Origin of the sequence: Salmonella sp. 741265116_PST, assembly GCF_046567715.1 — a bacterium.
Lineage (GTDB): Bacteria > Pseudomonadota > Gammaproteobacteria > Enterobacterales > Enterobacteriaceae > Salmonella > Salmonella enterica.
The window spans coordinates 1-26,885 of record NZ_JBKFPH010000007.1 but is presented as its reverse complement, the minus strand read 5'-3'; the positions used below and the strand labels follow the sequence as shown (position 1 = coordinate 26,885).

General features: G+C 52.0%; 28 protein-coding genes. 8 read left to right on the top strand and 20 right to left on the bottom strand.

Annotated elements, in window-relative coordinates:
* Positions 1 to 7: 7 nt before the first annotated feature.
* The 4 genes from nrdE to ACLD11_RS06820 form a co-directional block, all read right to left on the bottom strand.
* Positions 8 to 2,152, bottom strand: coding sequence for a class 1b ribonucleoside-diphosphate reductase subunit alpha (gene nrdE / locus ACLD11_RS06835; protein WP_411014703.1), 2,145 nt, complete (start codon positions 2,150 to 2,152; stop codon positions 8 to 10).
* On the bottom strand, positions 2,125 to 2,535 hold the full coding sequence (gene nrdI, locus ACLD11_RS06830) for a class Ib ribonucleoside-diphosphate reductase assembly flavoprotein NrdI (protein WP_001275401.1): 411 nt from the start codon (positions 2,533 to 2,535) through the stop codon (positions 2,125 to 2,127). The genes nrdE and nrdI overlap by 28 nt, the downstream gene beginning before the upstream one ends.
* A complete protein-coding gene (nrdH, locus tag ACLD11_RS06825) occupies positions 2,532 to 2,777 on the bottom strand; it encodes a glutaredoxin-like protein NrdH (RefSeq protein ID WP_000028870.1) in 246 nt (81 codons plus the stop codon). The genes nrdI and nrdH overlap by 4 nt, the downstream gene beginning before the upstream one ends.
* Positions 2,778 to 3,048: 271 nt before the next feature.
* Positions 3,049 to 3,480 (bottom strand): carboxymuconolactone decarboxylase family protein, encoded by a 432-nt coding sequence (locus ACLD11_RS06820; RefSeq protein ID WP_000209807.1) that lies wholly within the window; start codon positions 3,478 to 3,480, stop codon positions 3,049 to 3,051.
* Between the two features lie 88 nt (positions 3,481 to 3,568).
* Here ACLD11_RS06820 and ACLD11_RS06815 point away from each other — a divergent pair, with 88 nt between their 5' ends.
* Positions 3,569 to 4,903: a PLP-dependent aminotransferase family protein gene (locus ACLD11_RS06815; protein WP_108638751.1), complete on the top strand. Its 1,335-nt coding sequence runs from the start codon at positions 3,569 to 3,571 to the stop codon at positions 4,901 to 4,903.
* Positions 4,904 to 4,986: 83 nt separating this feature from the next.
* On the opposite strand, the gene ACLD11_RS06810 is transcribed toward ACLD11_RS06815, so the two are convergent.
* The gene (locus ACLD11_RS06810) at positions 4,987 to 5,313 is read right to left on the bottom strand and encodes a DUF883 domain-containing protein (RefSeq protein WP_001519557.1); all 327 of its coding nucleotides are present in this window, start codon (positions 5,311 to 5,313) and stop codon (positions 4,987 to 4,989) included.
* 161 nt (positions 5,314 to 5,474) lie between these two features.
* On the opposite strand from ACLD11_RS06810, the gene ACLD11_RS06805 reads away from it, so the two are divergent.
* On the top strand, positions 5,475 to 5,825 hold the full coding sequence (locus ACLD11_RS06805) for a DUF2002 family protein (protein WP_000281304.1): 351 nt from the start codon (positions 5,475 to 5,477) through the stop codon (positions 5,823 to 5,825).
* Between the two features lie 34 nt (positions 5,826 to 5,859).
* Here ACLD11_RS06805 and alaE read toward each other — a convergent pair whose 3' ends face one another.
* Positions 5,860 to 6,309, bottom strand: a complete 450-nt coding sequence (alaE, locus tag ACLD11_RS06800; RefSeq protein WP_000492669.1) for an L-alanine exporter AlaE — start codon at positions 6,307 to 6,309, stop codon at positions 5,860 to 5,862.
* 1,024 nt (positions 6,310 to 7,333) lie between these two features.
* On the opposite strand from alaE, the gene stpA reads away from it, so the two are divergent.
* On the top strand, positions 7,334 to 7,735 hold the full coding sequence (gene stpA / locus ACLD11_RS06795; protein WP_001051100.1) for a DNA-binding protein StpA: 402 nt from the start codon (positions 7,334 to 7,336) through the stop codon (positions 7,733 to 7,735).
* A gap of 89 nt (positions 7,736 to 7,824) precedes the next feature.
* Here the strand turns inward: stpA and ACLD11_RS06790 are convergent, their stop codons facing one another.
* The 3 genes from ACLD11_RS06790 to ACLD11_RS06780 all read right to left on the bottom strand — a co-directional run bounded on the left by ACLD11_RS06790 (position 7,825) and on the right by ACLD11_RS06780 (position 8,919).
* Positions 7,825 to 8,004: a hypothetical protein gene (locus tag ACLD11_RS06790; protein ID WP_000494935.1), complete on the bottom strand. Its 180-nt coding sequence runs from the start codon at positions 8,002 to 8,004 to the stop codon at positions 7,825 to 7,827.
* A gap of 78 nt (positions 8,005 to 8,082) precedes the next feature.
* Positions 8,083 to 8,610 carry a rhodanese family protein gene (locus ACLD11_RS06785; protein ID WP_000022011.1) on the bottom strand — a complete coding sequence of 176 codons (528 nt, stop codon included), beginning with the start codon at positions 8,608 to 8,610 and terminating at the stop codon, positions 8,083 to 8,085.
* A 9-nt stretch (positions 8,611 to 8,619) separates the two neighbouring features.
* Complete coding sequence (locus ACLD11_RS06780) at positions 8,620 to 8,919, bottom strand: ArsR/SmtB family transcription factor (protein ID WP_000137433.1); 300 nt, start codon at positions 8,917 to 8,919, stop codon at positions 8,620 to 8,622.
* Between the two features lie 182 nt (positions 8,920 to 9,101).
* On the opposite strand from ACLD11_RS06780, the gene ACLD11_RS06775 reads away from it, so the two are divergent.
* Positions 9,102 to 9,260: a YqaE/Pmp3 family membrane protein gene (locus tag ACLD11_RS06775; RefSeq protein ID WP_000508175.1), complete on the top strand. Its 159-nt coding sequence runs from the start codon at positions 9,102 to 9,104 to the stop codon at positions 9,258 to 9,260.
* A gap of 99 nt (positions 9,261 to 9,359) precedes the next feature.
* On the top strand, positions 9,360 to 9,809 hold the full coding sequence (gene lysM / locus ACLD11_RS06770) for a peptidoglycan-binding protein LysM (RefSeq protein ID WP_000522406.1): 450 nt from the start codon (positions 9,360 to 9,362) through the stop codon (positions 9,807 to 9,809).
* 21 nt (positions 9,810 to 9,830) lie between these two features.
* Here the strand turns inward: lysM and csiR are convergent, their stop codons facing one another.
* From csiR to ACLD11_RS06725, 9 genes are all read right to left on the bottom strand, one after another.
* Positions 9,831 to 10,508, bottom strand: coding sequence for a DNA-binding transcriptional regulator CsiR (gene csiR / locus ACLD11_RS06765; RefSeq protein ID WP_000126152.1), 678 nt, complete (start codon positions 10,506 to 10,508; stop codon positions 9,831 to 9,833).
* Between the two features lie 41 nt (positions 10,509 to 10,549).
* Positions 10,550 to 11,950 (bottom strand): GABA permease, encoded by a 1,401-nt coding sequence (gene gabP / locus ACLD11_RS06760; RefSeq protein ID WP_000531288.1) that lies wholly within the window; start codon positions 11,948 to 11,950, stop codon positions 10,550 to 10,552.
* 129 nt (positions 11,951 to 12,079) lie between these two features.
* Positions 12,080 to 13,363: a 4-aminobutyrate--2-oxoglutarate transaminase gene (gabT, locus tag ACLD11_RS06755; protein ID WP_023214629.1), complete on the bottom strand. Its 1,284-nt coding sequence runs from the start codon at positions 13,361 to 13,363 to the stop codon at positions 12,080 to 12,082.
* A 14-nt stretch (positions 13,364 to 13,377) separates the two neighbouring features.
* Complete coding sequence (gabD, locus tag ACLD11_RS06750; protein ID WP_023136555.1) at positions 13,378 to 14,826, bottom strand: NADP-dependent succinate-semialdehyde dehydrogenase; 1,449 nt, start codon at positions 14,824 to 14,826, stop codon at positions 13,378 to 13,380.
* A gap of 21 nt (positions 14,827 to 14,847) precedes the next feature.
* On the bottom strand, positions 14,848 to 16,116 hold the full coding sequence (gene lhgO / locus ACLD11_RS06745) for an L-2-hydroxyglutarate oxidase (protein WP_023136556.1): 1,269 nt from the start codon (positions 16,114 to 16,116) through the stop codon (positions 14,848 to 14,850).
* Positions 16,117 to 16,141: 25 nt separating this feature from the next.
* On the bottom strand, positions 16,142 to 17,119 hold the full coding sequence (gene glaH, locus ACLD11_RS06740) for a glutarate dioxygenase GlaH (RefSeq protein ID WP_411014702.1): 978 nt from the start codon (positions 17,117 to 17,119) through the stop codon (positions 16,142 to 16,144).
* A 302-nt stretch (positions 17,120 to 17,421) separates the two neighbouring features.
* Positions 17,422 to 18,936, bottom strand: coding sequence for a tripartite tricarboxylate transporter permease (locus ACLD11_RS06735; protein WP_000382034.1), 1,515 nt, complete (start codon positions 18,934 to 18,936; stop codon positions 17,422 to 17,424).
* Positions 18,937 to 18,946: 10 nt separating this feature from the next.
* Positions 18,947 to 19,381 (bottom strand): tripartite tricarboxylate transporter TctB family protein, encoded by a 435-nt coding sequence (locus ACLD11_RS06730; RefSeq protein ID WP_001574835.1) that lies wholly within the window; start codon positions 19,379 to 19,381, stop codon positions 18,947 to 18,949.
* An 11-nt stretch (positions 19,382 to 19,392) separates the two neighbouring features.
* Positions 19,393 to 20,370 carry a Bug family tripartite tricarboxylate transporter substrate binding protein gene (locus ACLD11_RS06725; protein WP_000744416.1) on the bottom strand — a complete coding sequence of 326 codons (978 nt, stop codon included), beginning with the start codon at positions 20,368 to 20,370 and terminating at the stop codon, positions 19,393 to 19,395.
* A gap of 154 nt (positions 20,371 to 20,524) precedes the next feature.
* On the opposite strand from ACLD11_RS06725, the gene tctD reads away from it, so the two are divergent.
* The 3 genes from tctD to ACLD11_RS06710 all read left to right on the top strand — a co-directional run bounded on the left by tctD (position 20,525) and on the right by ACLD11_RS06710 (position 23,747).
* Positions 20,525 to 21,199 carry a transcriptional regulator TctD gene (gene tctD, locus ACLD11_RS06720; RefSeq protein ID WP_001237934.1) on the top strand — a complete coding sequence of 225 codons (675 nt, stop codon included), beginning with the start codon at positions 20,525 to 20,527 and terminating at the stop codon, positions 21,197 to 21,199.
* Positions 21,186 to 22,601: a sensor histidine kinase gene (locus ACLD11_RS06715; protein WP_411014742.1), complete on the top strand. Its 1,416-nt coding sequence runs from the start codon at positions 21,186 to 21,188 to the stop codon at positions 22,599 to 22,601. The genes tctD and ACLD11_RS06715 overlap by 14 nt, the downstream gene beginning before the upstream one ends.
* Positions 22,602 to 22,733: 132 nt before the next feature.
* Complete coding sequence (locus tag ACLD11_RS06710) at positions 22,734 to 23,747, top strand: HoxN/HupN/NixA family nickel/cobalt transporter (RefSeq protein ID WP_076727043.1); 1,014 nt, start codon at positions 22,734 to 22,736, stop codon at positions 23,745 to 23,747.
* Between the two features lie 721 nt (positions 23,748 to 24,468).
* On the opposite strand, the gene ACLD11_RS06705 is transcribed toward ACLD11_RS06710, so the two are convergent.
* Both ACLD11_RS06705 and ACLD11_RS06700 read right to left on the bottom strand, forming a co-directional pair.
* The gene (locus ACLD11_RS06705; RefSeq protein ID WP_079943992.1) at positions 24,469 to 25,365 is read right to left on the bottom strand and encodes an antimicrobial resistance protein Mig-14; all 897 of its coding nucleotides are present in this window, start codon (positions 25,363 to 25,365) and stop codon (positions 24,469 to 24,471) included.
* 293 nt (positions 25,366 to 25,658) lie between these two features.
* Positions 25,659 to 26,588 (bottom strand): VirK family antimicrobial peptide resistance protein, encoded by a 930-nt coding sequence (locus tag ACLD11_RS06700; RefSeq protein ID WP_411014701.1) that lies wholly within the window; start codon positions 26,586 to 26,588, stop codon positions 25,659 to 25,661.
* Between the last annotated feature and the right edge of the window lie 297 nt (positions 26,589 to 26,885).

Genomic DNA, 26,885 nt, shown 5'->3' with positions numbered 1-26,885 from the left:
GCTTTCCTTATAGCGCGCAGGATACGCAGCCTTCAATTTCAGTACCTTCCAGCGCCAACTGGCGAAGCCGGATGTAATACAGGGACTTAATACCTTTTCGCCAGGCATAGATCTGCGCTTTGTTGATATCGCGGGTCGTGGCGGTATCGGGGAAAAACAGGGTGAGCGACAGTCCTTGATCGACGTGGCGCGTGGCCTCGGCATAGGTATCAATAATTTTTTCCGGACCGATATCGTAAGCATCCTGATACATGTCCAGATTTTCATTGGTCATAAACGGCGCGGGGTAATACACACGCCCGGTTTTGCCCTCTTTGCGAATCTCAATTTTGGCCACAATCGGATGAATGCTGGAGGTCGCATGATTAATGTAAGAAATCGAACCGGTCGGCGGCACCGCCTGCAAATTTTGGTTATAGATGCCATAGCGCATCACATCGTCGCGCAGCTTTAGCCACATTTCTCGTGTGGGTAGCGTAATGCCGCTGCGGGCAAATAGCGTTCTGACTTTCGCCGTTTTCGGTTGCCAGTCGTCCTGTAAATACTGCGTAAAATAGTCGCCGCTGGCATAGCGCGACTGCGCAAATCCGGCGAAGGTTTTGCCGCGTTCGCGGGCCAGCCGCATTGAAGTATGCACGGCATGCCAGGTAATGGTGTAAAAATAGAGATTGGTAAAATCCAACGCCTCCGGCGAACCGTAGGCAATGCCTTCTCTCGCCAGATAGCCGTGCAGATTCATTTGGCCCAGACCGATGGCATGAGAGGCGGCATTACCGGCGGCTATTGAGGGCACGCTGCGTATATGGCTCATGTCAGACACCGCCGTCAGGCCGCGAATAGCGGTTTCTACGGTACGGCCAATGTCCGGTGAATCCATGACGTGAGCGATATTCAGCGAGCCGAGATTGCAGGAGATGTCATGCCCGATGTGGGTATAGTCAAGGTTATCGTCGTAACGGGAGGCGCTATTGACCTGTAAAATTTCCGAGCACAGGTTGCTCATATTAATGCGACCAGCAATGGGATTTGCGCGGTTTACCGTATCTTCAAACATGATGTAGGGATACCCGGATTCGAACTGAATCTCCGCCAGTGTTTGAAAAAAGTCACGGGCGTTAATATAGGTTTTACGCACGTGCGGATCGGCAATTAATTCATTGTACCGTTCGCTAATGGCGATATCGCCAAACGGTTTGCCGTAGCGTCGTTGTACGTCATAGGGTGAAAAGAGCGCCATTTGCGCGTTTTCTTTCGCCAGCCGGAAGGTGATATCCGGGATCACCACGCCGAGAGAGAGCGTTTTGATCCGGATTTTTTCGTCAGCATTTTCCCGTTTGGTATCCAGAAAACGCAGAATATCCGGATGGTGCGCATGGAGATAAACCGCGCCGGCCCCCTGGCGCGCGCCAAGCTGGTTGGCATACGAAAACGCGTCTTCCAGCATTTTCATCACCGGGATCACGCCGGAAGACTGATTCTCAATGCGTTTGATCGGCGCGCCCGCCTCGCGCAGATTGGAGAGTAAAAACGCGACGCCGCCGCCGCGTTTGGAGAGTTGTAGCGCCGAATTCACCGCCCGCCCGATCGACTCCATATTGTCTTCGATACGGAGCAGGAAGCAGGAGACCAGTTCCCCACGCTGCTGTTTACCGCAATTTAAAAAAGTCGGGGTGGCGGGCTGAAAGCGACCAGAAAGCATTTCATTGGTCAGTTGGGTGGCCAGCGTTTCGTCACCCTGCGCCAGCGTCAACGCCACCATTGTCATCCGATCTTCAAAGTGTTCCAGATAACGTTTGCCGTCGAAGGTTTTCAGCGTGTAACTGGTATAGAACTTCCAGGCGCCAAGAAACGTCTGGAAGCGAAAGCCGCTGGCATGGGCGTGCTCGAACAGGCGAAGGACGAAGGCGCGGTCGTAACGCGCGAGGACGGCGTCATCGTAATACCCTTCCCGAACCAGCGTCTCCAGACGTTCATGCTGGCTGGCAAACGTCACGGAATGCGGGCGGACGTGGGCGGCAAAGAAGGCGTCGATCGCCTGCTGGTCCTTGTCGAACTGAATATGGCCTGCTTTATCATAAAGATTCAGCATCGCGTTCAGGGCGTGGTAATCCATAGTTTCTTGCATTACGCGCTCCGGGGTAGTTGTTGCCAAAATTCATTTACTCCTTTTCGGACGTTATCGATGTCGCGTTGTGTGCCCATGAGCTCAAAGCGGTACAGCCAGGGAACGCCGCATTTTTGTGCTATCACATCGCCAGCGCATCCCCAGGCATCGCCGAAATTGCGGTTACCGGAGGCAATAACGCCGCGAATGCGCGCCCGGTTGTGTTCATCATTTAAAAAGCGGATCACCTGTCGCGGCACCGCACCGGCCATCCCGCCGCCGCCGTATGACGGCACAACCAGAATGTACGGTTCGTCTACCTGAATTCGCTCCCGCTCATTGAGCGGAATACGCGTGGCAGGCAGCCCCAGACGCTGCATAAAGCGGTGCGTATTTTCAGAGCTGCTGGAGAAGTAGACGAGCGCGCTCATGCGTTTGCCGCGTGGGGTGTCGGGTGCAGACGGTTAATCATGTCCGGGCGGAAGCCAGACCAGCTCAAATCGCCCGCCATCACCACCGGTAATTGACGAAACCCTTGCGCCCGGAGCGTATCCGCTGCATCCGGCACCAGATCGACGTTCACCATCTCAAATTCAAATCCACGGCTTTCCATCGCCCGCTTTGTGGCGTGGCACTGAACACAGTTATTGCGAGTGTAAATAGTAATGCTCATGATTCGTATTTCCATTTAAAATGAGAAAACGGCGCGATGAAACGCGTCGGATTGTCGGGTGTTGATACAGGAAATACTAGATGTAGTTGAATTAAGATTCAACCATACAAGATATGGGAATTTTCGATTGATTTTAACGCCGCTGATGAACGCAGTGGGGTAGGGGCGGCATGGCTAATTTTTGCCGGATGGCGGCGTGAATGCCCGATCCGGCCTGCAGGTTCACGCATAACAGAGTTGGCTGACATCAGCGCCATCCGGCAACAATGCGTCACATTCGCATACCGATCGCCAGACGGTTAAAGCAGTTCATTAAACCAATAGCGAAGGTCAGATCGCTGATTTCACGCGCGCTGAAATGATCGAGCAGCGGCAGGTAAACATTATCTTCGGCGTGGGTTTCAGCAATGTGCGTCACCGATTCCGCCCAGGCTAACGCTGCGCACTCTTGCTCGCTGAAATGGTGGCTTACCCGCCATCCTGCCAGCGCATCTAATTTAGCTTGATTTACGCCAGCCTTACGCAGCGCTTTACTGTGCATCTCCAGGCAAAATGCACAACCATTTATTTGCGAAACACGCAGGTAAATCAGCTCCATCAGAGTGAGGTCAAGCGTGCTCTTTTCCAGCGCGTTTTTCGCCTGCACCAGAGCGCTGTAAACCTCCGGGCTCAGTTCATAATAGGGTTGGCGTAACGTCGTCATCATGTTTCTCCTCGTGTTGATGACGAGCACTGTAGCACTATAATGGTCTGTAAAAGAGAGCCATATTTTTACAGAAAAAGAAGACCATATGCCGCGCTATCAGCACATCGCTCGTCAGTTAAAAACGGCCATTGAGCAAGGAGAACTCGCGCCAGGAACGCGTTTGCCTTCCAGCCGAACGTGGGCGCAGGAACTGGGTGTTTCTCGCGCCACGGTGGAAAATGCCTATGGCGAGCTGGTGGCGCAGGGCTGGCTGGAGCGACGTGGCCAGGCAGGCACGTTTGTGAGCAACGCTCTACGGTTTGAGACGGCGCCGCCGATACCCGCTGTTTTTGCCGGAGAAAGTCCGGAACCGAAACCCTTTCAGATGGGGTTACCGGCGCTGGATCTCTTTCCACGCGAGAAGTGGGCGCGAGTAATGGGGCGTCGGTTGCGCACGCAGACGCGCTTCGATCTGGCATTAGGCGACGTCTGCGGCGAGGCGATTTTGCGCCAGGCGATAGTCGATTACCTGCGGGTTTCACGTAGCATTGAATGTCTGCCGGAACAGGTATTTATTACCTCCGGTTATGCGGATTCTATGCGGCTAATCCTGCGTACATTGTCTGTGCCGGGAGACAGCATGTGGGTGGAAGATCCCGGCTTTCCGTTAATTCGCCCGGTGATAACGCAGGAGGGAATTACGCTGACGCCGATTCCGGTCGATGCCGATGGGCTGAATGTCGCGGCGGGGATGCGGGATTGCCCGCAGGGACGCTTTGCATTGGTGACGCCCGCCCACCAAAGTCCGTTGGGGGTAGCGCTGTCGTTAACTCGCCGACGGCAACTTCTGGCATGGGCGGCGAATGTGCAGGCCTGGATTATTGAAGATGACTACGACAGCGAATTTCGTTATCACGGTAAACCGCTTCCGCCGCTCAAGAGTCTGGATGCCCCGCAGCGAGTGATTTACGCCGGAACGTTCAGTAAGTCGCTCTTTCCGGCATTACGTACCGCCTGGCTGGTGGTGCCGATAAAGCAGATTGAGCATTTCCGCCAGCAGGCGTCGCTGATGCCCTGTAGCGTACCGTTGTTATGGCAGCACACGTTGGCTGATTTTATCCGTGATGGTCATTTCTGGCGGCATCTGAAAAAGATGCGTCAACATTATGCTCAGCGACGGTTATGGATTGAAGAGGCGCTGGCAGAACAGGGATTTGTCGTGACATTACAGAAAGGCGGTATTCAATTGGTTATTGAGGTTGAAGGCGATGATAAAGCGCAGGTAGCGAAAGCGAATCAGGCCGGACTGGCGGTACAGGCGCTAAGCCGTTGGCGAGTGGTTTCGTCAGGAAAGGGGGGCATTTTACTGTCGTTTACCAATATTACTTCCGCTGGCATGGCGAAACAGGTCGCATGGCAGCTTCGACAGGCGATACAGTAACCGTTTCGCCGAATGGCGCGACCTGGGCCTGCGGCAATGATGCAGGCCCAATAAAGTATGTCGCCATCCGGCAGCGCACGTCGTTAGCGACGCAGGCTGAGCAGCGCCCCGATAAAAATCCCTACCGCTGCGGCGGTTCCTACGCTACACCAGGGTTTTTCACGCACAAACGTATCCGCGCACCCCATCGCATCACAGGCGGCTTGTTTTACGCGAGTACGACCCTGCATCCGCGCCCGGGTCTCTTTCAGCAACGCCTGTGCTTTACGTCGCGCAGCCTCGGCTTCGTCTTTCGCATCGCTTCCCCAGGATTTAAGGACATCTTCCAGACTGTCGGCTAATCGATTGACATCATTCTGAATATCCTGAACACCATCATCGACGTCGTTTCGGTTCGGTTTGTTAAGCATATGATCCTCCATTGATTTCGATGTAGCTTTCAGTGTAGTTCATATTTTTACCTGCTGAGGCTTGTTACGGCGATATCATGCGTTTCTGGACTTTTCTGAAAGCGTTGATAACGCGCTATCGGGTAAGGTAAGCCCGCAGTAAAAGAGAATGAGGATAAAATATGTATTTACGACCTGACGAGGTGGCGCGGGTACTGGAAAAGGCAGGGTTTACCGTCGATGTGGTGACGAATAAGACGTATGGTTATCGACGCGGCGAGAATTATGTTTATGTTAACCGCGAGGCGCGTATGGGGCGTACCGCGCTGATCATTCACCCCAGATTAAAAGACCGTAGCTCATCACTGGCTGACCCGGCTTCGGATATTAAAACCTGCGATCACTACCAAAATTTTCCGCTCTATTTAGGCGGCGAGACCCACGAACATTACGGTATTCCCCACGGCTTTAGCTCCCGAATAGCGTTAGAACGTTATCTGAACGGGCTTTTTGGCGACGAAAAAAGCGACTAAAAGCGCGACTGGCAATGCCAGTCGCGACGTTAACTTATGCCTTAGCCTGATGATAGCTGCTCACTTTAAACAGGCGACGACAATAATCCAGGAAGTAGCCATAAACCGCGCCCATTAACATTGAAACAACAATGTTTGAACTCACGGCGGCCACTATCTGATGCCAGCCGGCGCCGACGGTCAGCAAGATGATAATATAAACGGGTGACTGAAAGGTGACATAAGCCAATACATCCGCCAGGTTTTTGGCCCATCCCGCCGGGCTTGCCTTACGCGCGACGCGCATAATCAGATCGCGGTAAACGCCGTATGGCCATGCAATCAAAATGTTGACAGGTATCGCCACCAGCCTGGAAGAAAGCGACTGCTCAAAGCTCATTCCGGAGAGGAATATCTCGATCAACATGTTCACAACAGAACAGTAAACAACCATCGCAAACGTGTCTGCTACGGCATGACGCAAGCGTGACTGTGGAGAGAACATGTTAATGCTCCTTGTAGCGTATCGATCAGAATGAGGTGATGGTTGGTAGTGAAATCATAAAGCACTTTTGTCTTTGCATAGAGTATATCCCTATATAATAACTATCAACTAGTGTAATATTTTTATTTATAGGCTTTTTGTCGATAAAATACTCTACGATTGTGTGTTTTTTGCTCGCGGCGAGATTTTCGTTGTTGTTAGTTATTAATTACTTTTAAATCAATGTATTATAATGCATTGTTTTTCTGGCTATTTTCAGCCACATTCCAAATGTTGTCAGATGCGATGTATTCTCGGCTAACGGCACGCGCTCTACTTTTCTCAGCATAATTATAGCTATTGCAGGCTGATTTTTAGCATAAAGCTCTGATGATCATTTTTGAATGGTTAATCTATTATTGTGCTGAAATATTCACTTCTGTATAAGGTCAGCCACCGTGAGGGCCACCGTGGTTACTGAGATACGCAATACGCTATATATTCTATGGATTTTGAGTTGCTTAAAGGCGGCAAGGGAGTGAGTCCCCGGGAGCATAGATAACGATGTGACTGGGGGGGAGCGACAAATCTGCCGGGAACAGATTTGAACGTCGCGTGCGACGGCCCGTCAGGGCGAGACCCATGGATGGGCCGGGTAATCCGTAGCCAACACATAAGCAACTTGAAGAATGAAGGGTATATACCCAAAATAATTCGAGTTGCTTAAAGGCGGCAAGGGAGTGAGTCCCCAGGAGCATAGATAACTATGTGACTGGGGTGAACGAGCGTAGCCAACACATAAGCAACTTGAAGAATGAAGGGGATAAACAGCCGAACGGGAAACCTACAGATATACGTAGGCAGAATAACCTGAAATACACAGGGGGTAATGAATATAACCTTCTGGTTAACAGATTAATATAATTAATGGAGTTATACTGAGTATATCTGTATGAACTTTAGGATCTGGAAATATAATCAATAATCGCATACAATACCGCCTGTAATAGTTTTTTGTTTTCTGCGTTAAAAGGTTTTTATTGATATGAATTTGATGTTACAGAACTTAAATAATATCCGCACGCTGCGTGCTATGGCTCGCGAATTCTCCATTGACGTTCTTGAAGAAATGCTCGAAAAATTCAGGGTTGTCACTAAAGAAAGACGCGAAGAAGAAGAATTGCAGCAACGCCAGCTTGCCGAGAAGCAGGAGAAAATTAATGCCTTTCTGGAGCTGATGAAAGCAGACGGTATTAACCCGGAAGAGTTATTTGCCATGGATTCAGCAATGCCGCGTTCTGCTAAAAAGCGCCAGCCGCGTCCGGCAAAATATCGTTTTACTGATTTCAATGGCGAAGAAAAAACCTGGACCGGACAAGGTCGTACGCCTAAACCGATTGCCCAGGCGCTGGCGGCGGGGAAATCTCTGGATGATTTCTTAATCTAATCACGGATAACCTTTAACGGATGGCGCTTCGTTTCCTGTCTCTATTAACCGGGACTCAGGGAACGTTGCGCCATGCTCATTCTGATAAATCAGCACACGCCAAAATCGCCCTCTTCGCAATAGGGGGTGACATCTTCCGCTTTGAGGATCAATTTTTCGCCCTGCTCATTGCTGGCCTGTACCGCGACAATATGATCCTCGTTGACTTCAATCACTTTCAGTTTCGGCCCCCCCATTCGGGGCTGTACAAAATCGCCTGGTGTGAACATCACGCCCTCCTGTTGAACAATGCTATAAACCCGCCTTCAGTCTACTACACACTTACCGACGCGTGGTGAAGGTACCGCTTAATGAGTACGGGTATTCCAGGGCATTTTTTCCAGTAGTCGCGCCATTCCGCAGAAGCCGGTCATGCCTGCCAGCATTAACCCGGCCCCGACAAAACCGCTAATGAGGAAAAAGCCGCCGTGGACCGTATAGCCCAGAATCACCCCAAGCAACGTCAACCCGCCGGCGGCGATTTGCACCTGACGCATCAGCGGCAGCGGTTGCGATTTGTCTTCTGTGACGGGCAATCCTGCCGCTTTCCATCCGTCGATACCGCCTTCCAGTAAACTGACCTGAGCAGGGGCGGCAATGGCCTGTAGTTTTGCTGCATTGCTGCTGGTTCGTTTACCTGACTGACAGTGAAAAATAATCTGTTCCGCTCGCAGGTTGGCGGGTAAATCGCCCTGTTCAAGCCGGGAAAGCGGCGCCAGTTGCGCATGTGGAATATGCTCGCGCAGATATTCATCGGCGTCGCGCACATCAATCAGTTTCGCGCCTTGCGCTATCAGCGCTTGCGCCTCACGGGGGGAAACTATCCCAATGGACATCGTGCCTCCTTATGGACAATAGAGATTCTTTAACGTGGCGATAAGCGTATTAACCGCCTCATTTTTAATGAAATAGTGAATGCGCTGGGCATCGCGTTGACTATCAATCAGCCCTTCTTCCCGCATCCGCGCCAGATGTTGCGACGTCGCGGAGGGGCTTAGCCCGGTAATGCGCGCCAGTTCGCCTGCGCTGGTTTTTGGCGAACCGCAAAGCATACATAAAATCAGTAATCTTTTTGGGTGGCTCATCGCTTTGAGCAGGGCCGCCGCCTGTTCTGCGCTGGCCTGAAGTTGTTCAAGCTCTGTCATAGCTATTTAAGCATTTTCTAAATTTAGTTAATTCTAAAATAAACGTCAACCTAATGCCAGCGTAAAGAGCGTAAAGGAGGGTAAAAGCGCGGTGCGCGACTGGCAGGCTCAGGTAAACTGACTATGCTTAGAGATAAAATCTCTTTTTAAACAAAGACTAATTTTGCTTGTATGGAGTGTATATGGGTTTCTGGAGAATTGTATTTACGATTATTTTGCCTCCGCTCGGCGTACTTTTAGGAAAAGGGTTCGGTTGGGCATTTATCCTTAATATCCTGCTGACATTACTCGGATATATTCCGGGGCTTATCCACGCATTTTGGGTTCAGATGCGTCATTAATTACCGGCCACCGGCGGCGCATAAGCGCCGCTTATCAGGATAACCTCATTCCCTCTGCTACACTTTTCTTTGTGTGTATTTTTGACAAGCGAGGTGAATATGGGACTTTTCAATTTTGTAAAAGATGCAGGTGAAAAACTCTGGGACGCGGTAACCGCTAATCATGATAAGGACGATCAGGCGAAAAAAGTCCAGGAACATTTAAATAAAACGGGAATACCCGACGCTGACAAAGTGAATGTGCAAATTGCGGATGGAAAAGCGACAGTGACGGGTGATGGGCTGAGTCAGGAGGCAAAAGAAAAAATTCTGGTTGCCGTGGGGAATATCGCCGGGATTAGCAGCGTTGACGATCAGGTTAAAACCACGACGCCAGCGGCTGAAAGTCAGTTTTATACCGTAAAATCAGGCGACACCCTGAGCGCTATTTCAAAGCAAGTGTATGGTAACGCCAATCTGTATAATAAAATCTTCGAGGCAAATAAACCGATGCTGAAAAGCCCGGAAAAAATATATCCGGGACAAGTGTTGCGTATTCCTGAAGAATAATGGCTATCAGGCCGCGCCAGGCTACATTTTTCCTGCCATCGCCTGGCGAATAATGGGAATCGGCGTCAGCAAATGCTGACGCATTAATTCGCTGGCGCGTGCCGCCTCGCGCGCCAGTATCGCTTCGGTTAGCGTGTGATGCTGAATATGTTTATCTTCCAGCATCTCGACGGACAGAACGGTTTCACGTAACCAAATAAAGCGGTAGCGGGCCGCCAGGTCAAATAAGCGTTCACGCATCTGTAGCAGATAGTGGGAGCCGCACCCGGCGACAATGGCGGAATGGAACGCCTGGTGGCGCTGGTCCCATTCATCGAGCATATGTTCACTGGCATCGCTGGCTTCCAGTTTACTGAGCATATGCGCTCGCGCCAGGATCTCCGCCTCCCACGCATCATCGCCGCGTTCAATCGCCAGGCGTACCAGCATCGCTTCCATATTGGCGCGCGCGTCAAAAATATCGAGGAGTTCCGCCTCTGACATGGATGCCACGCGATAGCCTTTTTGATTCACCACGGTGACCAGCCGTTCCGCCACCAGTTGTGACAGCGCCTCGCGCAGCGGCCCTACGCCGAGCGCATAGCGGGCGGTTAATAAACTCATCCGCAGTTTCTCATCCGGCTGATAAGTGCCGCGAATAATGTCATTTTTAAGCCAGCGATAGCCATCTATGGCCGTCGGTTGGGAAAGGGCGGTCATCTTTTACTCCTGAGAAGCTTCCCGGCTGACGCCGGGAATAACTAACGTAGGTTTTGCAGGGGGGCTTTTTGCCACCTTATCAGTTTTTTCCAGCGAGACATAATGGGGACAGTACCTATTATGCCCAGCCCTAACAGCCCCGTCGAAATGACTTCTAATTGCTGTGCCGGTCGAAATAGCATCACCACCAGAACAAAGCAGATAAAGCCGATAACCAGCCAGGTGAGCCACGGATAAAGCCACATTTTCAACTTAATTTCTCCGCCCTGCGCCAGCAGAATTTTACGCATCCGCAATTGCGAAATCGCAATCACCAGATAGACCAGCAGCGCGATGGCGCCAGAACTGTCGATAAGAAATTTAAACACTTTTGCCGGGGCGTAATAATTGACGACAACGGTTAAAAAGGCCGCGCCGGTAGAGAGGAGAACCGCCACCCAGGGCGTTTTGCTACGGTTAGTTTTTCCCATTATCGCAGGCGCATCGCCGCGGCGACTAAGGGAATAGAGCATCCGGGAGGCGGTATATAATGCGGAGTTCAGACAACTGGTCACCGACAACAAAATCACGCAGTCCATAATGAATTTTGCGTGCGGAATATGAAGCAGCTCCAGTACCGAACGGTACGAACCTACACTTTTCAGACCCGGCATATTCCACGGGATCAGCGCCACCACCACAAAAATGGAACACAGGTAAAAGATGGAAATTCGCCAGATAACAGAATTGGTGGCGCGTACGATATGTTTATCCGGCGTATCGGATTCCGCGGCAGCAATAGTGACGATTTCCGCGCCCATAAAAGAGAACATGGTGATCAACATGGCGCTTAACACCGCGCCGAAGCCGTTAGGCATAAAACCGCCGTGATCCCATAGCCGGGAGATACCGCTTACCTCGGCATATGGATAAAAACCGCTAATCGCCGTCGCGCCCAGCGCGATAAACGCCAGAATGGCAATTACTTTACATAGCGCCAGCCAGAATTCGAATTCGCCGTAATTTTTGACGCTCAATAAATTGCTTCCGGTTAAGGCAAGCGTAATCACTAATGAAAATAGCCACACCGGAATACCCGGTATCCATGAATTCAGAATAATGGCGGCAATATTGGCCTCCAGCGGAATAACCAGCACCCAAAACCACCAGTATAACCAGCCGATGGTATACCCGGCCCAGGGGCCGATCGCTTTATCCGCATAGGTGGAAAAAGAACCGGTATCCGGCGTGGCGACGGCCATTTCAGCCAGCATTCGCATAATCATGACGACTAAAAGTCCTGCGAACAGATAGGCCAGCAGTACCGCAGGGCCGGCCTCCGCAATCGCCACGCTGGAGCCGACAAACAGGCTGGCGCCGATGACGCCGGCGATCGATAACATGGTGACGTGGCGTGATTTCAGCCCGCCCCCTAATGCATGTGATTCTGACAATTGCCCCATCCTAAAACCTCTTTATTGTTATTGCGCTCGTTTACCGGATGGCGCCTGGCTTAATTCGGCCTACAATCGAAACGGTTTTGTAGGCCGGATAAGACAGTTACGTCGCCATCCGACGCTGCTTATTGGACATTACGCTTGTTTCGCCTCATCAAAGCACTGGGCGATAATCTCCAGGCCTTGCCGAATCTGCGAGGCCTCAATAGTGAGTGGAACGAGGATGCGCAAGATGTTGTAGTAAGGACCGCAGGAGAGCAGAATTAACCCTTTCTCGCGGGCGCGGGTCACAATGTCGGCGGTCAGAGCCGCGTTCGGTTTGCCGGGGTCGCCATTTTCGAACAACTCAATGGCGATCATGGCGCCCAGTCCGCGCACGTCGCCAATCTCACGGTGCGTTTCCGCTATCTCCATCAGGCCATCGCGCAGCGTGTTGCCAAGCGTATTCGCCTTTTGCAGTAGATTTTCCTGCTCGAAAATGTCCAGTACCGCCAGCGCGGCGGCGCAGGCAATCGGGTTTCCGGCATAGGTGCCGCCCAGACCGCCCGGCGCGATAGCGTCCATCACGTCTGCCCGACCGGTAACGCCTGCCAGCGGAAAGCCGCCGGCGATCGATTTCGCAAACGTGGTAATATCTGCCGCAACGCCCATCTGTTCCATGGCGAACAGCGTACCGGTCCGGCCCGCGCCGCTTTGCACTTCGTCGGCAATCAACATAATGCCGTGTTGGTCGCATAGCGCGCGCAGTCGCTGCATAAACGCGGGAGAGGCGGCGTAAAATCCGCCTTCGCCCTGTACCGGCTCAATAATAATGGCGGCGATATCTTCCGGCGCGGCATCATTTTTAAAGATGCGTTCAATGCTGGCGATGGCGTCGTCGTCGCTGATGTTGTGTAGCGGGCAAGGATAAAGCGCGCGGTAGACATGGCCTGGCATCAATCCCATACCAGCAGAGTACGGGTGTACTTTCCCGGTCAGAGAGAGCGTGTAGTGGGTACGACCGTGGTAAGCGCCGCTAAACGCGATAGCGCCGCTGCGTTTTGTCGCCGCGCGGGCGATTTTCACCGCGTTTTCAACCGCTTCTGAACCGGTCGTGACCAGCAACGTTTTTTTGGCGAAATCGCCTGGTACCTTCTGGTTCATGCGTTCGCACAACGCCAGATACGGTTCATAGGCCAGCACCTGAAAACAGGTATGCGACAATTTCTTCAGCTGCGCTTCCACCGCTGAAACAATGCCCGGATGTAAATGACCGGTGTTCAGGACGGCAATGCCGCCCGCGAAATCGAGATACTCACGGCCTTCGACATCCCAGACCCGACAATTTTCCGCCCGCTCGGCGAAAATCGGGTGAATCTGGCCCACGCCGCGAGGAACGGCGTTATGACGGCGCTGCATTAAAGCGTGATTGGTATTCATTAGCGACTCTCCTGTTAAAGGCCGATGCACATATATTTGATTTCTAAATAATCTTCGATGCCGTATTTGGAACCTTCACGGCCTAATCCGGAGGCCTTAATACCGCCGAAAGGCGCGACTTCGTTGGAGATAATGCCGGTATTAATACCGACGATGCCGTATTCCAGCGCTTCGCCGACGCGGAAAACGCGGCTTAAATCGCGTGCATAAAAATAGGCTGCCAGGCCGAACTCGGTATCGTTAGCCTGCCTGATGACATCCGCCTCGTCGCTGAAGCGGAACAGAGGCGCGAGCGGCCCGAATGTCTCTTCTTTGGCGACTTTCGCGTTATCAGGAACATCCGCCAGAATGGTCGGTTGAAAGAAGTTGCCGCCCAATTTGTGCGCTTCACCACCCGTAATGACGCGGGCGCCTTTTTCCAGCGCATCGGCGATATGCTCCTGGACTTTCGCCACGGCTTTTTCATCAATCAGCGGCCCGATAGCAACGTCGGCTTGCAGGCCGTCGCCGACCGCGAGCTTATTTACCGCCTGGTTGAGTTTTTCCGCAAAACGATCGTAAACGCCGTCCTGTACATACAATCTATTGGCGCAGACACAGGTCTGCCCGGCGTTGCGAAACTTCGAAGCCAGCGCGCCTTCGACGGCTTTATCCAGATCGGCATCGTCAAAGACGATAAACGGCGCATTGCCGCCCAACTCCAGCGACACTTTTTTAATGTCTTTGGCGCATTGTTCCATTAGCTGGCGGCCAATCTCCGTCGAGCCGGTAAACGACAGTTTGCGTACCAGCGGGTTGCTGGTCAGCTCGCCGCCGATATCGCCTGCCGAACCGGTAACGACGTTAAATACGCCTGCGGGAATTCCGGCGCGCCGGGCCAGTTCCGCCAGCGCTAGCGCGGAAAACGGCGTCTGGCTGGCGGGTTTGAGTACCATTGTGCAGCCTGCGGCCAGCGCGGGGCCGGCTTTACGGGTGATCATTGCCGAGGGAAAGTTCCACGGGGTAATCGCGGCGGTGACGCCGATGGGCTGCTTAATCACCAGCAGCCGTTTATCGGCCTGATGACCTGGAATCGTGTCGCCATAGATACGTTTCCCCTCTTCGGCGAACCATTCAATAAACGAGGCGGCGTAGCTAATTTCGCCTTTCGCTTCCGCCAGCGGTTTGCCCTGTTCCAGCGTCATCAGACGCGCCAAATCGTCCTGATTTTCCATCATCAGATTGAACCAGCGACGCAGGATATTGGCTCGCTCTTTGGCGGTGAGCGCGCGCCAGGCGGGCAGGGCGCGATTGGCGGCATTGATGGCGTCGCGAGTCTCTTCCGCCCCCATTTTGGGCACATTGCCGATCGGTTTCCCGTTGGCGGGGTTGCTCACGGGGATGACATCGCCGCCGCGCGCGTCGCGCCAGTCGCCATCGATAAAGGCCTGCTGGCGGAACAGGGTAGAGTCGTTAAGTTGCATAATTGCTTCCTGTCTGAAGGGTTAACGGGTAAATGCGGCGTGTAATGCGTCCACGCTGCGTGCCGCACGCAGCGCACGTCCGGGGTTGCTCTGGCTTGCGCGTAGCGCCTGAACTTTGCTGACGATATGCGCGCCGATAGGTATCGCGGATGTCGCCGCCGGGGAGGGGGCGTTACAGGTGTGAATGGAACGCGGCGTCGTGACAAACAGAAAATCATCAATCAGTTTGCCGTCCGGCGAAACCGCCTGCGCCCGCACGCCTGCCGGCCAGGGCTGGAGATCGTTGACGGTCAGGCTGGGGCAATACTTTTGTACTCGCCGCAAATAGCCGCTTTTGCACAGCGAGTTTTTCATCTCGCCCAGTCCGGAAAGCAGATGGTTTTGCAGTACGCGGCGAATGCCGGCGGAGCGGAAAATCTCCAGGGTGTCGGTGAAGGAAACGTCGCGCTTACGGTAGCCTTCGCGTTTAAGCGCCAGCACCGCATTCGGCCCGACCGTAACGCTGCCGTCGATCATGCGGGTAAGATGGACGCCGAGAAACGGCATTGCCGGATCGGGGATCGGGTAGATCAAATGGTTAACGATCCGGTTGTGTCGCGGGGCCAGACGAAAGTACTCGCCGCGGAAAGGGCAGATAATAAAACCGGGCTCCACGCCCAGCATTTTGACCAGCCGATCCGCCATCAGTCCTGCACAGCCGATAAGCGTAGCGGTTTCGATTTCCCGACCTTGCGAGGTGCGAATGACAACGCCAGCGGCATGTTCTGTTAGCGCGCTGACCTCGGCATGGTAGATGATCTCGCCGCCTTTGGCCTGAAAGCGGTTCGCCATGGCCGTCGCGACATCGCGATAGCTGACAATCCCGCTGGAAGGGACAAAAATCCCGCCCAGGCCAATGATATTGGGTTCGCGTTCACGCAGCTCCGCCGCGCTTAACCACTCGCGCTCTAAGCCGTTGGCCGCCGTCCGCTCCCATAGCGCACGCATCCGCGCCATTTCCAGCTCCGAGGTGGCGACCAACATTTTGCCGCAGGTGTCGTAGCGGATGTTGTTTTGATCGCAAAAGGTTTTGGTCGCCTGATTGCCTGCCAGACAAAACTGCGCTTTGAGGCTGCCGGGCGTGTAGTACACCCCGGCATGGATCACGCCGCTGTTATGCCCGGTCTGGTGGCAAGCTGGCGCGGACTCTTTTTCCAGCAACGCGATGCGCGCATCCGGGTAGACATCAATAAGTTGCATGGCGGTCGACATGCCGATAATGCCGCCGCCGATAATCACAAAATCATACATCCGCGTAATTCCTTCGCCGTGGCGCTTATTGGTGAGTTTGATAATGGCTGACGGCGTAGGCGAAGTAACCGCGCTGGCGCATCAGTTCGCGACGCAAGTCAGGATGCGGCGTAAAACGATCGCGTCCATGTAGCCAGAACAGATTGTTAATCAGCAGGAATTTGCCGACCGGTACCGGTACGGAGAGGATGTTTTGACTGGTTTCCAGCGCGTCTGAAAGCTCGCTGAGCCAGACGCCTTCTTCAAAGTCTTTTGGCTGGACGAACTGGTCGATATAACGCATGACCGGGCGGCCTTGTTGGTCGACATCAAACACCGGGTGCCAGACGTCATGGCTAACATTCTTGCTTGGCGGCGCCGCCCAGCGCATGACGCGACGCGCCAGAGGATGGGTAAAAAACGACTCCAGATGTTCCCAGTCATCAAGGTGCAGCAGCAGCGAATTACCGCCTTCCATATTTTGTTCGTCGATTTTCATCATCAGCACGTAGTCGGTCACCTCCTCAACATAGGTGCCGTCATTGTGCAGTTCCATTACGCGGTGGGGCTGGCGCAGATAACTGTCGGAGTTGTCGACGTTTTTGACCACGAAACGCGCGTAATACTGGCCGCTCATCGCATCGTAGTTGGAGCGACCAATAAGATGCGCCACCGCCGTCGCCAGTTTGACCATCTCTTCTGCCTGTGCGACATCATCGATCCCTTCGGCGCTGATTAACAGCGCGCCTTGTGCACGGTTGAGGAGCGTTTTGATCAACAGCGGTTGTAGCTGATTGCCGCACAGATCGTCGAGGATCTTGCCGATTTTGAAACGTAAGAAAGATTTGTATTCCAGCGCCTGCACCGGCCACTGCGCAACCTGATGGAGAAATTGTCTTGTGGTATCCGCCGTAAACGTTAACGCCAGCAGGCGCGGCGACTGCGCCGAAGGGGCAAGGGTGAAACCAGTATGGCATTGGGCTAAATCATCTGTGTTCGCTTTTACGGCAGTCAGTGCATTCATCAGAATCATTCCTCTCGGTAGATGGTCAGGGAGACATGGCGATGCTCATTTCGTAGCCATAAATTAAAAATATCGACATTTTCCAGGAACGCGTATGAAATAACCGCTTTTGTTTAATTATTGTGATCAAAAACAACAAATATTTAACAATGCGAAAGGTGAGGTTAACGGCGCCACGAGCCTGACAACGGCAAGAAGGGGTGTAAAATGAGCGAGTTATGGAAAGAGTGATGCTGGCGGGGTTGCCCGGCCTGGCACATGAGCGCGTAGGCCGGACAAGTACAACGTATTTCAGCAGTCAATTAACCGGCGTCAACCTGCGGTTTACGGCTGTGTTTACGGATCAGACGTAACACTGGCGGTACGACAATGACCATGATCGCCATGATCAGCAGGGCTTTGGCAACGCCGCTTTGCCACAAAATCGCCATATTGCCGTTACTGATGGAGAGTGCGCGACGCAGGTTCTGCTCCAGCATTTCCCCCAGTACGAATCCCAGGATCAGCGGCGACATGGGGAAGTGCATTTTACGTAAAATGTACCCTAACACGCCGAGCGCGACCATCAGCACCAGATCGAAGGTGGTGCTGTGTACCGCATACACCCCTACCGCCGATACGGCAGCGATGGCGGGTACCAGGAACCACAGCGGAATGGTGAGCATACGGGTGAACAGACCGATCAACGGGATATTCATGATCAGCAGCATCACGTTCGCAATCAGCAGCGCAGCGATGAGTCCCCAGACGATATCCGGCTGTTCGGTGAACATCGCCGGGCCTGGCGTGATGTTGTACAGCGTCAGCGCCCCCATCATCACTGCCGTAGTACCGGAACCGGGAACGCCCAGCGTCAGCATCGGGATGAAGGAGCCGCAGGCTGAGGCGTTGTTTGCCGCCTCCGGCGCCGCGACGCCGCGAATATCCCCTTTGCCGAAGCTATCGCTGTTGCCGCTGAGTTTTTTCTCGGTCATATAGGTAATGGCGCTGGCGATGGTCGCCCCGGCGCCGGGCAATACGCCGACAAAAAAGCCGATTACCGAAGAACGCAGGGTGGTGCCGATACACTGCGCGCCTTCTTTCAGGTTGAACAACATTCGACCCGTTTTGCGGACCATTGTTTGCCCGCTGCTGGTATGTTCCAGCATTAAAAGTATTTCTGATACCGAGAACAGGCCGATCACCACGACGATAAACTGTACGCCGTCGGAAAGATGAACGCTGTCAAAGGTAAAGCGATAAACCCCGGTGTTGGCGTCCACGCCGACGGTCGCCAGGCCAAGACCGATCAGCGCTGCCAGAAATGATTTAAGCGGGTTTTGTGCCATCATGCTGCCAAGACAGGCGATAGCAAAAACCATTAAGGCGAAATATTCCGCCGGGCCAAAGGCCAGCGACCATTGCGCCAGTAAAGGGGCGAACAGAATGATGCCGCCGATAGCGATTAATGAACCGAAAAATGAGCTGACTGCGGAAATCGACAGCGCCACGCCGCCTTTCCCTTGCTGCGCCATCGGGTAACCGTCCAGCGCCGTCATGATCGCCGCCGCATCGCCTGGGACGTTGAGCAATATGGAGGAGATCCTGCCGCCATACTCACAGCCAATGTACACCGTCGCCAGCAGAATTAGCGCCGACTCCGCAGGCAGATGCAACGCAAAGGCCAGCGGCAGTAAGATTGCCACGCCGTTGATCGGTCCCAGACCCGGCAGCAGACCGACGATCGTGCCCACGAAGCAGCCAATCAACGCGATAACCAGGTTTTCCGGCGTCATCGCCACCGCAAAGCCCTGAGAAAGATATATCCAGGTATCCATCGTTGCTCCGTTAACTCAGCCAGGCGCCGAGAGGTAAGGTGACATCAAGCAGCCGGTCAAAGGCATACCACAGCAGAATGCCCAATACCGCGCCGGAGATACCCGCCGCCGGAATCGTGGCGCCGAACAGCATCCCGATAACCATGGTGAGAAGCGCGGTGGCGATGGGAAAACCCAGCCATTCGAATCCCCAGGCATACATCAACAGGATGATGATCATGGTAATTAGCTTTTGCAGAACATGGCGGCGCGGCCAGCTAACCGTGTCGGGATGGCGTAATAACAGCGCCAGCGCGCAGAGCGCCATCAGGCCGATAATCCCCAGCGGAAAAGGGCGGGGGCCGACGGGTTCATAGCTGTATTCGCTTTGGATCTGCCAGGCGATGAATAGCCCGGCGATACAGAGCAACAGCCAGATACCCGCAAAGATACGATCGCTCATCATTGCCTCCGCGATTATTTCGCGAGTCCGAAGGCTTTCGCCTGTTCACGGTAATCAGTAACCTGTTTTTTCACGTAGTCATCGAGCTGCTGGCCGGTCATGTCGAACTCAAACAGGCCGCGCAGATCGCGCTGCTTTTTAAACTCGTCGGTTTGCTGGAGCTTCTTGAAGGTATCCACCCACCACTGGTAATCGGCATCGCTGACTTTGGGGCCGACGTAGAAGCCGCGAATAATCGGCCACACCAGGTCGTAGCCCTGTTCTTTAGCGGTAGGGACATTGGCAAGCTGGCCCGGCAGACGATTTTCTGAAAAGACGGCAAGCACGCGGATTTTGTCGCCGCCCAGATAAGGCACCATTTCACTGAGATCGCCGGAGACAACCTGAACATGGTTGCCCATTAATGCCGTCACCGGCTCGCCGCCGCCCTCAAAGGCAACGTAGCGCATCTTGTGCGGGTCGACGTTCGCCTTTTGCGCCAGCAACGCCGACTTCATCCAGTCCTGGCTGCCAATAGAGGCGCCAGCGCCAATGACCACGCTGTTGGGATCTTTTTCCATCGCCGTCATCAGATCTTTCAGCGTTTTCCACGGGGAATCCGCACGCACGGCGATCATGCCGTAATCAGTGCCCACGCTGGCCAGCCAGCGCACATCATCCACGCCGTAGCGACCAAATTTCCCCTGCGACAGGTTGAGCAGCGAACCGCCGGAAAAGGCGACCACTGTCCCGGGTTCGCCAGGGCGTTGGGCGACTATCGCGTTATAGGCCACAGCGCCGACGCCGCCGGGCATATACGTTACCCGCATGGGTTTCTCGATCGCGCCAGTCTCCAGCAAACTCACCTGAATCAGCTTACAGGTGAGGTCGAAACCGCCGCCAGGTTTGGCTGGCGCGATACATTCCGTTCGCGACGGCGCCTCCTGCGCCAGAACAGAGGTACTCATTAATAAAATGCTTGCAGTAAGGGTACGAAGTAATTGTTTTTTCATTTTTTATCCTCACGCCGGACGTCCGGATTTTTCAGGTTCGGAAGAAGATTTTTGTGATTATGTGAGCCGACATGTAGCAGTTCGGTTGCGTGATTGTTAAAACAATAACCTTTCAATTCCCTTTCAATGCGGCAGAAACTTTACAGGATGTGATATGCGTCTCTTATTGGCGGAAGATAACCGTGAGCTGGCTCACTGGCTGGAGAAAGCGCTGGTGCAAAACGGCTTTGCCGTGGACTGCGTATTTGACGGCCTGGCGGCTGACCATCTTCTGCACAGTGAAATGTACGCGCTGGCGGTGCTGGATATCAATATGCCGGGAATGGATGGGCTGGAGGTGGTGCAACGGCTGCGTAAACGCGGTCAGACCTTGCCCGTTTTGCTGCTCACGGCGCGAAGCGCGGTGGCGGATCGCGTAAAAGGTCTCAACGTCGGTGCCGATGACTATCTGCCGAAACCCTTTGAACTGGAAGAGCTGGATGCCCGTTTACGGGCCTTGCTCCGACGCAGCGCTGGGCAGGTTCATGAAGTTCAGCAACTGGGGGAATTGATCTTTCATGATGAAGGGTATTTTCTGTTACAGGGACAGCCGTTAGCGCTGACGCCGCGTGAGCAGGCGCTCTTAACCGTATTGATGTACCGACGAACGCGGCCGGTTTCGCGTCAGCAGCTTTTTGAACAGGTGTTCAGCCTGAACGATGAGGTAAGTCCTGAAAGCATCGAACTTTATATTCATCGACTGCGTAAAAAACTCCAGGGAAGCGATGTACGAATTACGACGCTGCGCGGCCTGGGTTATGTGCTGGAGCGCGGCGATGAAGTGGGTTAAGCCGCAATCGTTGTACCTACAACTCTTGCTATTCCTGGGGTTGCCGCTGATTCTGCTATGGGGGCTGTCGGCGTTTAACAGTTATGTCAATGCGCTACAGGCCGCCACGCAGGCTTATGATCGTACGTTGCTCTCCTCGGCGCGAACGGTATCGGAACGGCTGGTGGTGCGCAATAACCATCTGGAAGTTAACGTGCCCTGGGTGGTGCTGGATAGCTTCGAGCTTAATATGAATGATCGACTCTATTACAAAGTCGTCGACCCTTCCGGAAAGGTCATTTCCGGTTATGACGATCTGCCCGCCATGCCGCCTGCTACGCCCCGTACCCGGCTTTATCCGGCGCTGGCGTGGTTCTATCATACCGAGTATCGCGGCGAGGCGATCCGCGTGGCGCGTTTGCTACAGCCGGTCAACGAAGGCGGCATTATCGGCATGGCGGAGATTTATGTCGCAGAGACGCTGCAGTCCCGTCGTTATCTGGCGGGCCAACTGCTGTTCTCCTCCTGGATCTCACAGGGTCTGCTGGTGTTGCTGACCCTGGTGCTGGTTGGCTGGTTATTACGCCGGATCCTGCGGCCTATGCGGCAACTTTCGTCATTAATGATACGCCGCGAACCGGGTTTGTTAACGCCGCTGCCGGAACTGCTGCCGTGGTCGGAAACACGCTTGTTAATCGTGGCGTTTAATCGCTACATTGACAGGCTCCGCGGCATCCTTTCCCGGCAGGAACGCTTTAGTGCCGATGCTTCTCACCAGTTAAAAACGCCGCTGGCGGTGTTAAAAACGCAGGCGGCGGTGGCGTTAGCCAGCCAGCACCCTCATCACTGGTACGAAAGTCTGCAGGCGATGAGCGTAACGCTGGATAGTACCATTCAGCTCACGGAAAGATTGTTGCAACTTTCTGCGGTAAAGCATAAAGAGCAGGGAGAGCGGCGCTTTTCACCGGTGAATCTGTACGATATCGTACAGAGCGGCTGCTTTACCCGCCTGGCGCAGGCGCGGAGTAAACATATCGACCTGGGCTACGAAGGCGAACAGGAAGCGATGTGGATCGAGGGGGATGAGGTACTGCTTAGCGAGCTGTGCGGAAACTTGCTGGATAATGCGCTGAAATACACGCCTGAGCAAGGCATCGTCACCGCGCGGCTTGAACGGGATGGCGATGCCGTGACGCTGGTTGTCGAAGATAGCGGCCCCGGCATTGATGATGAACACATCCATCTGGCGCTACAGCCGTTCCACCGGCTCGATAACGTAGGAAATGTGGCCGGGGCGGGCATTGGTCTGGCTTTGGTCAATGATATCGCACGCCTGCACCGTACTCATCCCCATTTTTCCCGTAGTGAAGCGTTGGGAGGGTTATACGTTCGGATACGCTTTTTAAGCCTTGTTCCGCAGTAATGCGCACAAATGTGTCAGCGGTAAAGCACGTTTACAAAAAGTCGCATCTTGAGGTGTGACGTTTTAATCAAATGATCATACATTCCCCCTACAAACCGTAGCGTTAATTAAAAATATAGTGGGTGCAGGGGCATGAATAATCATACTAAACGACGGGGAATAGCATTAACCGTCTTTCTTGTCGGGGTTAACCTCCTGGCCTGGATTTGGGCGTTCTGTGTTTTTCATCACCATGCCGTCATGCTAAGCGCAGCCATACTGGCGTATAGCTTTGGGCTGCGTCATGCGGTTGATGCCGATCATATCGCAGCCATCGATACCGTCACCCGTAAACTGATGCAGCAGGGTAAAACGCCTTTAGGCGTGGGGGCGTTTTTTTCATTGGGTCATTCGACCATTGTCGTTCTGGCATGTCTGGCGATTGTTGTGACGTCGATGGCATTTCGCGATCGTATTGATGTTTTGCATCAATATGGTTCGTTGATTGGTACGGCTGTTTCCGCTTTTTTTCTGCTGGCGATGGCCCTGCTTAACCTGTTTATTTTGTTCAACGTCTGGCGGCAATTTCGCTCGGTTACCCGCGGCGAGTCAGTGAGGGCGCATGACGAGGCGATACCTGGCGGGCTGATGACGCGTATATTTCAGCGTACGTTTCGTTTGGTCACTTCCAGTTGGCATATGTATTTTGTCGGTTTTCTGTTTGGTCTGGGATTTGATACCGCAACCGAGGTTGGGTTGCTGGGCATTTCCGCTTCAGCAGCCAACCAGGGGCTATCTCTCTGGTCGATGATGATTTTTCCTGTGCTGTTTACCGCCGGGATGGCGCTGGTGGATTCCCTGGATAACTTTGTCATGGTCGGCGCTTACGGTTGGGCTTTCTCGCATCCATTACGTAAGCTTTATTATAATATGACCATTACCGCCGCATCCGTCATTGTCGCGCTGGCGATTGGCGGGCTTGAGGCGCTGGGGTTGATTGATGATGCGTTACAGTTAAGCGGAACATTTTGGCAGACCGTAAGCACGCTTAACGATCATATGGGGAATGTGGGCTTCTGGGTAGTGGGCGCTTTTGTGCTATTCTGGCTGCTCTCGTTGTTGAATTATCGCTGGCGCGGCTATGATAAAATCACCCTCAATACCTGATTGATTTCTGTAAAAATAGCATTTCGGCAGTGGTGTCGCATCATTGCCGAAGAATTTTATCTCCTGAGAGTATATTCTTCCCGGTAAGTGCGTTATTTTTCATGCTTGCCTTTCGTTATCAATTTAAGCAATCCGATATAACATACAATACCAAAAATAATAATAACAGTTGTATACCCAAGAATCAGCCAGTCTGCATGTGTCATAATATAATCCAGTTATCAGGTATCCCGTGTTAAGGCGATCTTTAAGCCTGTTGTCAGCAAGAACCACTGTACCCGTTCAGTGCTGTTGGCAATAACGTATTGTTTATGCACAAGAGCGTTGTTACAAATAACGTATACATTGAGCATAGACCTCACCCACATTTTTGTAATGCCATAAAACAAGGCTACACCTTTAATCTACTGACGGTATGCCAGGGCAGAAGAGATAAAATGGTGGTTGTCATCATCATCTGTTCCTGACGCCAGGTTAATGACACACACATATGAAAATGTATAACCGCTGCACGCTTTTTAGCACGTTATCTGTAACATACTGTGTTAATCAATTCCGTAAAACCGAGTGTAGTGTAAGTGAATTTCGAGTAATTGTCATTATGATTATATGGTGGTTAACTTATTTTTCAAATTATGATTAAACTTTCGTTTTTTATCAGTTCATCAGGACTTATGAAAAATCTGGACGTAAAAAACATATTTACGTCCAGGCTTTCTTTTTAGCAAATCGATTTTCCGGTAAAATAGGGGTTCGACCACATGCGCTTATATTCCCATTCAGGCCTTAGTATGCCGATGGAAAAAAGTAATTTTTTTTGTCTTTCCTGGCAGTAATGTCTGGCGCGGTTAATATTTAGCCACATTAGTATGCTGCCGGGACTGAGTGGCCTGAACTCATTTTTAATTGCACCATTAGATACGTCAAAGTAGACGTTCATCTGGCTTTCAGATTTCAGTACGATATCAAATGCACAGGGTATCCCTTCAATATAAAGAATATGCCCAAACAGAAGGTGATGCAGTTGACTAAAAAAGTTGGCAAGGTTATCAGCGGGATAGCAGGATGAAGTATTGCCGAAACGAGACCGAAATAACTCGATAAAAATATGAGTCAGTTCATCAGAAGAACAATCAGCAACGCTTTTTACACTTCCGCCTTTTTTAAGAAACCGCTGATATTCATTACGGCGTGTTTTTTCAAACTTAGAAGAGAACGTTTCTTTGACCAGACAATTTTGTTTCTTTCTGGCGAGTTTCCATATGGCATTGCGTATTTGTGGCTGATGCAACGCCGAAAGTCGGTTAGTACGATCGGGCAAGAAGCAGCGTAAATCTGGCGCCATCGGAATAAGTATCTCATCTGAAGATAGCGGGAAGGTTCTGCGCGTCAGGATGCCAATATTCTGATCATTACAGATAAAGTAGGCGCCTTTAATCTTATCATCTTCTTTATAGTGGAAGAATTTAAAATGCCAGTTATGGCGCTTCATGAAATAATCCACAATATCTGGGTGCATATTGATACTACCGCCGTATTGCGTAAACACCTCCCGGTATAGGGAAAAGGAAGACGGTTGCCAGCGGGTTAATATACGCTTAACTTCTTGTATTTTCACCAAAACTCCTGACTTAGCTTACTGAAAATTCTATTTTGTATTATTTTTTCGCTCAACCAAATAAAAAAGTGAAAAATGTTTAGCTTGTATTTAATGGTTAACATGCTAATCGATGACGTTATGGTGAAGGGAATAAGATTAAGATGTTGATCATAGCATGAGTGAAAGCGACGGTTTAATGCCGCGCTTTTCACTCGCAAGCCATTCTGTATTTAACCATCCAGTAGCGATACAGATTTCAAAGAGCTCCGCTGAACGGTAGCAGGATCTGCACATCCGCGTATGAAATAGTTCTATCGGGAGAGGCTGTTAACCTCTTGTATTATTGTATCCAGAATATGATAGCGTTTCCGATACTCTGCGCGTTTTTTGCTGGGGATACTTTCAGGCGCTTTACGCATCACCTGTGATGGCAGATGATATAAGGCACCTTTCTTAACGCCGTTTAGCGACTCCCAGAATTCACTATAGCTGGCCACAAAAGTTTTTTTCTTCTGGAATAAGTACCTGAGTTGACGATAAACATGGTTGTTTTCACTGACCGCATAAATCTCGGCGACATTACAGGCCTGCATCAATGTCGTAAATGCTTCATACAGCATCCGCTTAGGAAAGAGACCGTAACAATCTTTGGTGGCATTACGTATGACTTGTGGGCCGACATGTTTACTGGGCCCTTGTAACCCGGCAACCAGCGCTATTTGCTTCCCTTCATGGCGGATAAAGGAAAATGATAAACGTGCCAACGGCGTATCATTGAAGCACAGCGTTAATGTCAGTTCACCTTCCCTGTCATAACCACAGGGACCGCAGTAGATATCTACCAGAGCACCGTTTTTTCCTTCCAGGTGAGCGAGCAAGATTTGTTCCTCGGACAGGAGGATCTTTTTAATTTCATTTTCCGGAAAGGACTGAACGAACTGGTAGTGTTCCAGAATAGCTTTTGCCCGGCAACGTATACTAAGCCCGGTATACAAATAGGGCCGCTGGATTTTTGCCGGCAACAGTGGACGATGAATGATCAGCGTTCTGGGCTGAGACAGATGGCATAATTCATTGAAGTATTTAATTGTCGTTACGGGGTTAGTAAGGCAACGTAATACAAACTTATAGCGAAACTTACGCTCTCCCCAGCGTTTATGGCGATAAGGCGTCTGTGCCATGACTTCTTTTAACATTAATAATGGAGTATATCTTTCCATATTACTTTGCTGCATCGTCATACTACGGCCCTGTTACTCGATAGACTTATAACCGAGACGATAGCCTGATTGAGTTAAACATAAAGGCAACGAAGAGGGCCTGTACAGACGATGTTGTTAAACGGTTTATCAATGGAAGTAATAAAACGCCTGAACACGCTTTTTAATAGGTTTTCTGCTAATGAATGGGATGAGTCCTGAACGTAGTATTAAAACGAATGCCGTGTTTATTATTTTAAACAATGTTATAAGCCAATATATACCCAATAAACCTCAAGATGCAGATTTCAGCACCTGAAAGTGATCATTAATTCGGGA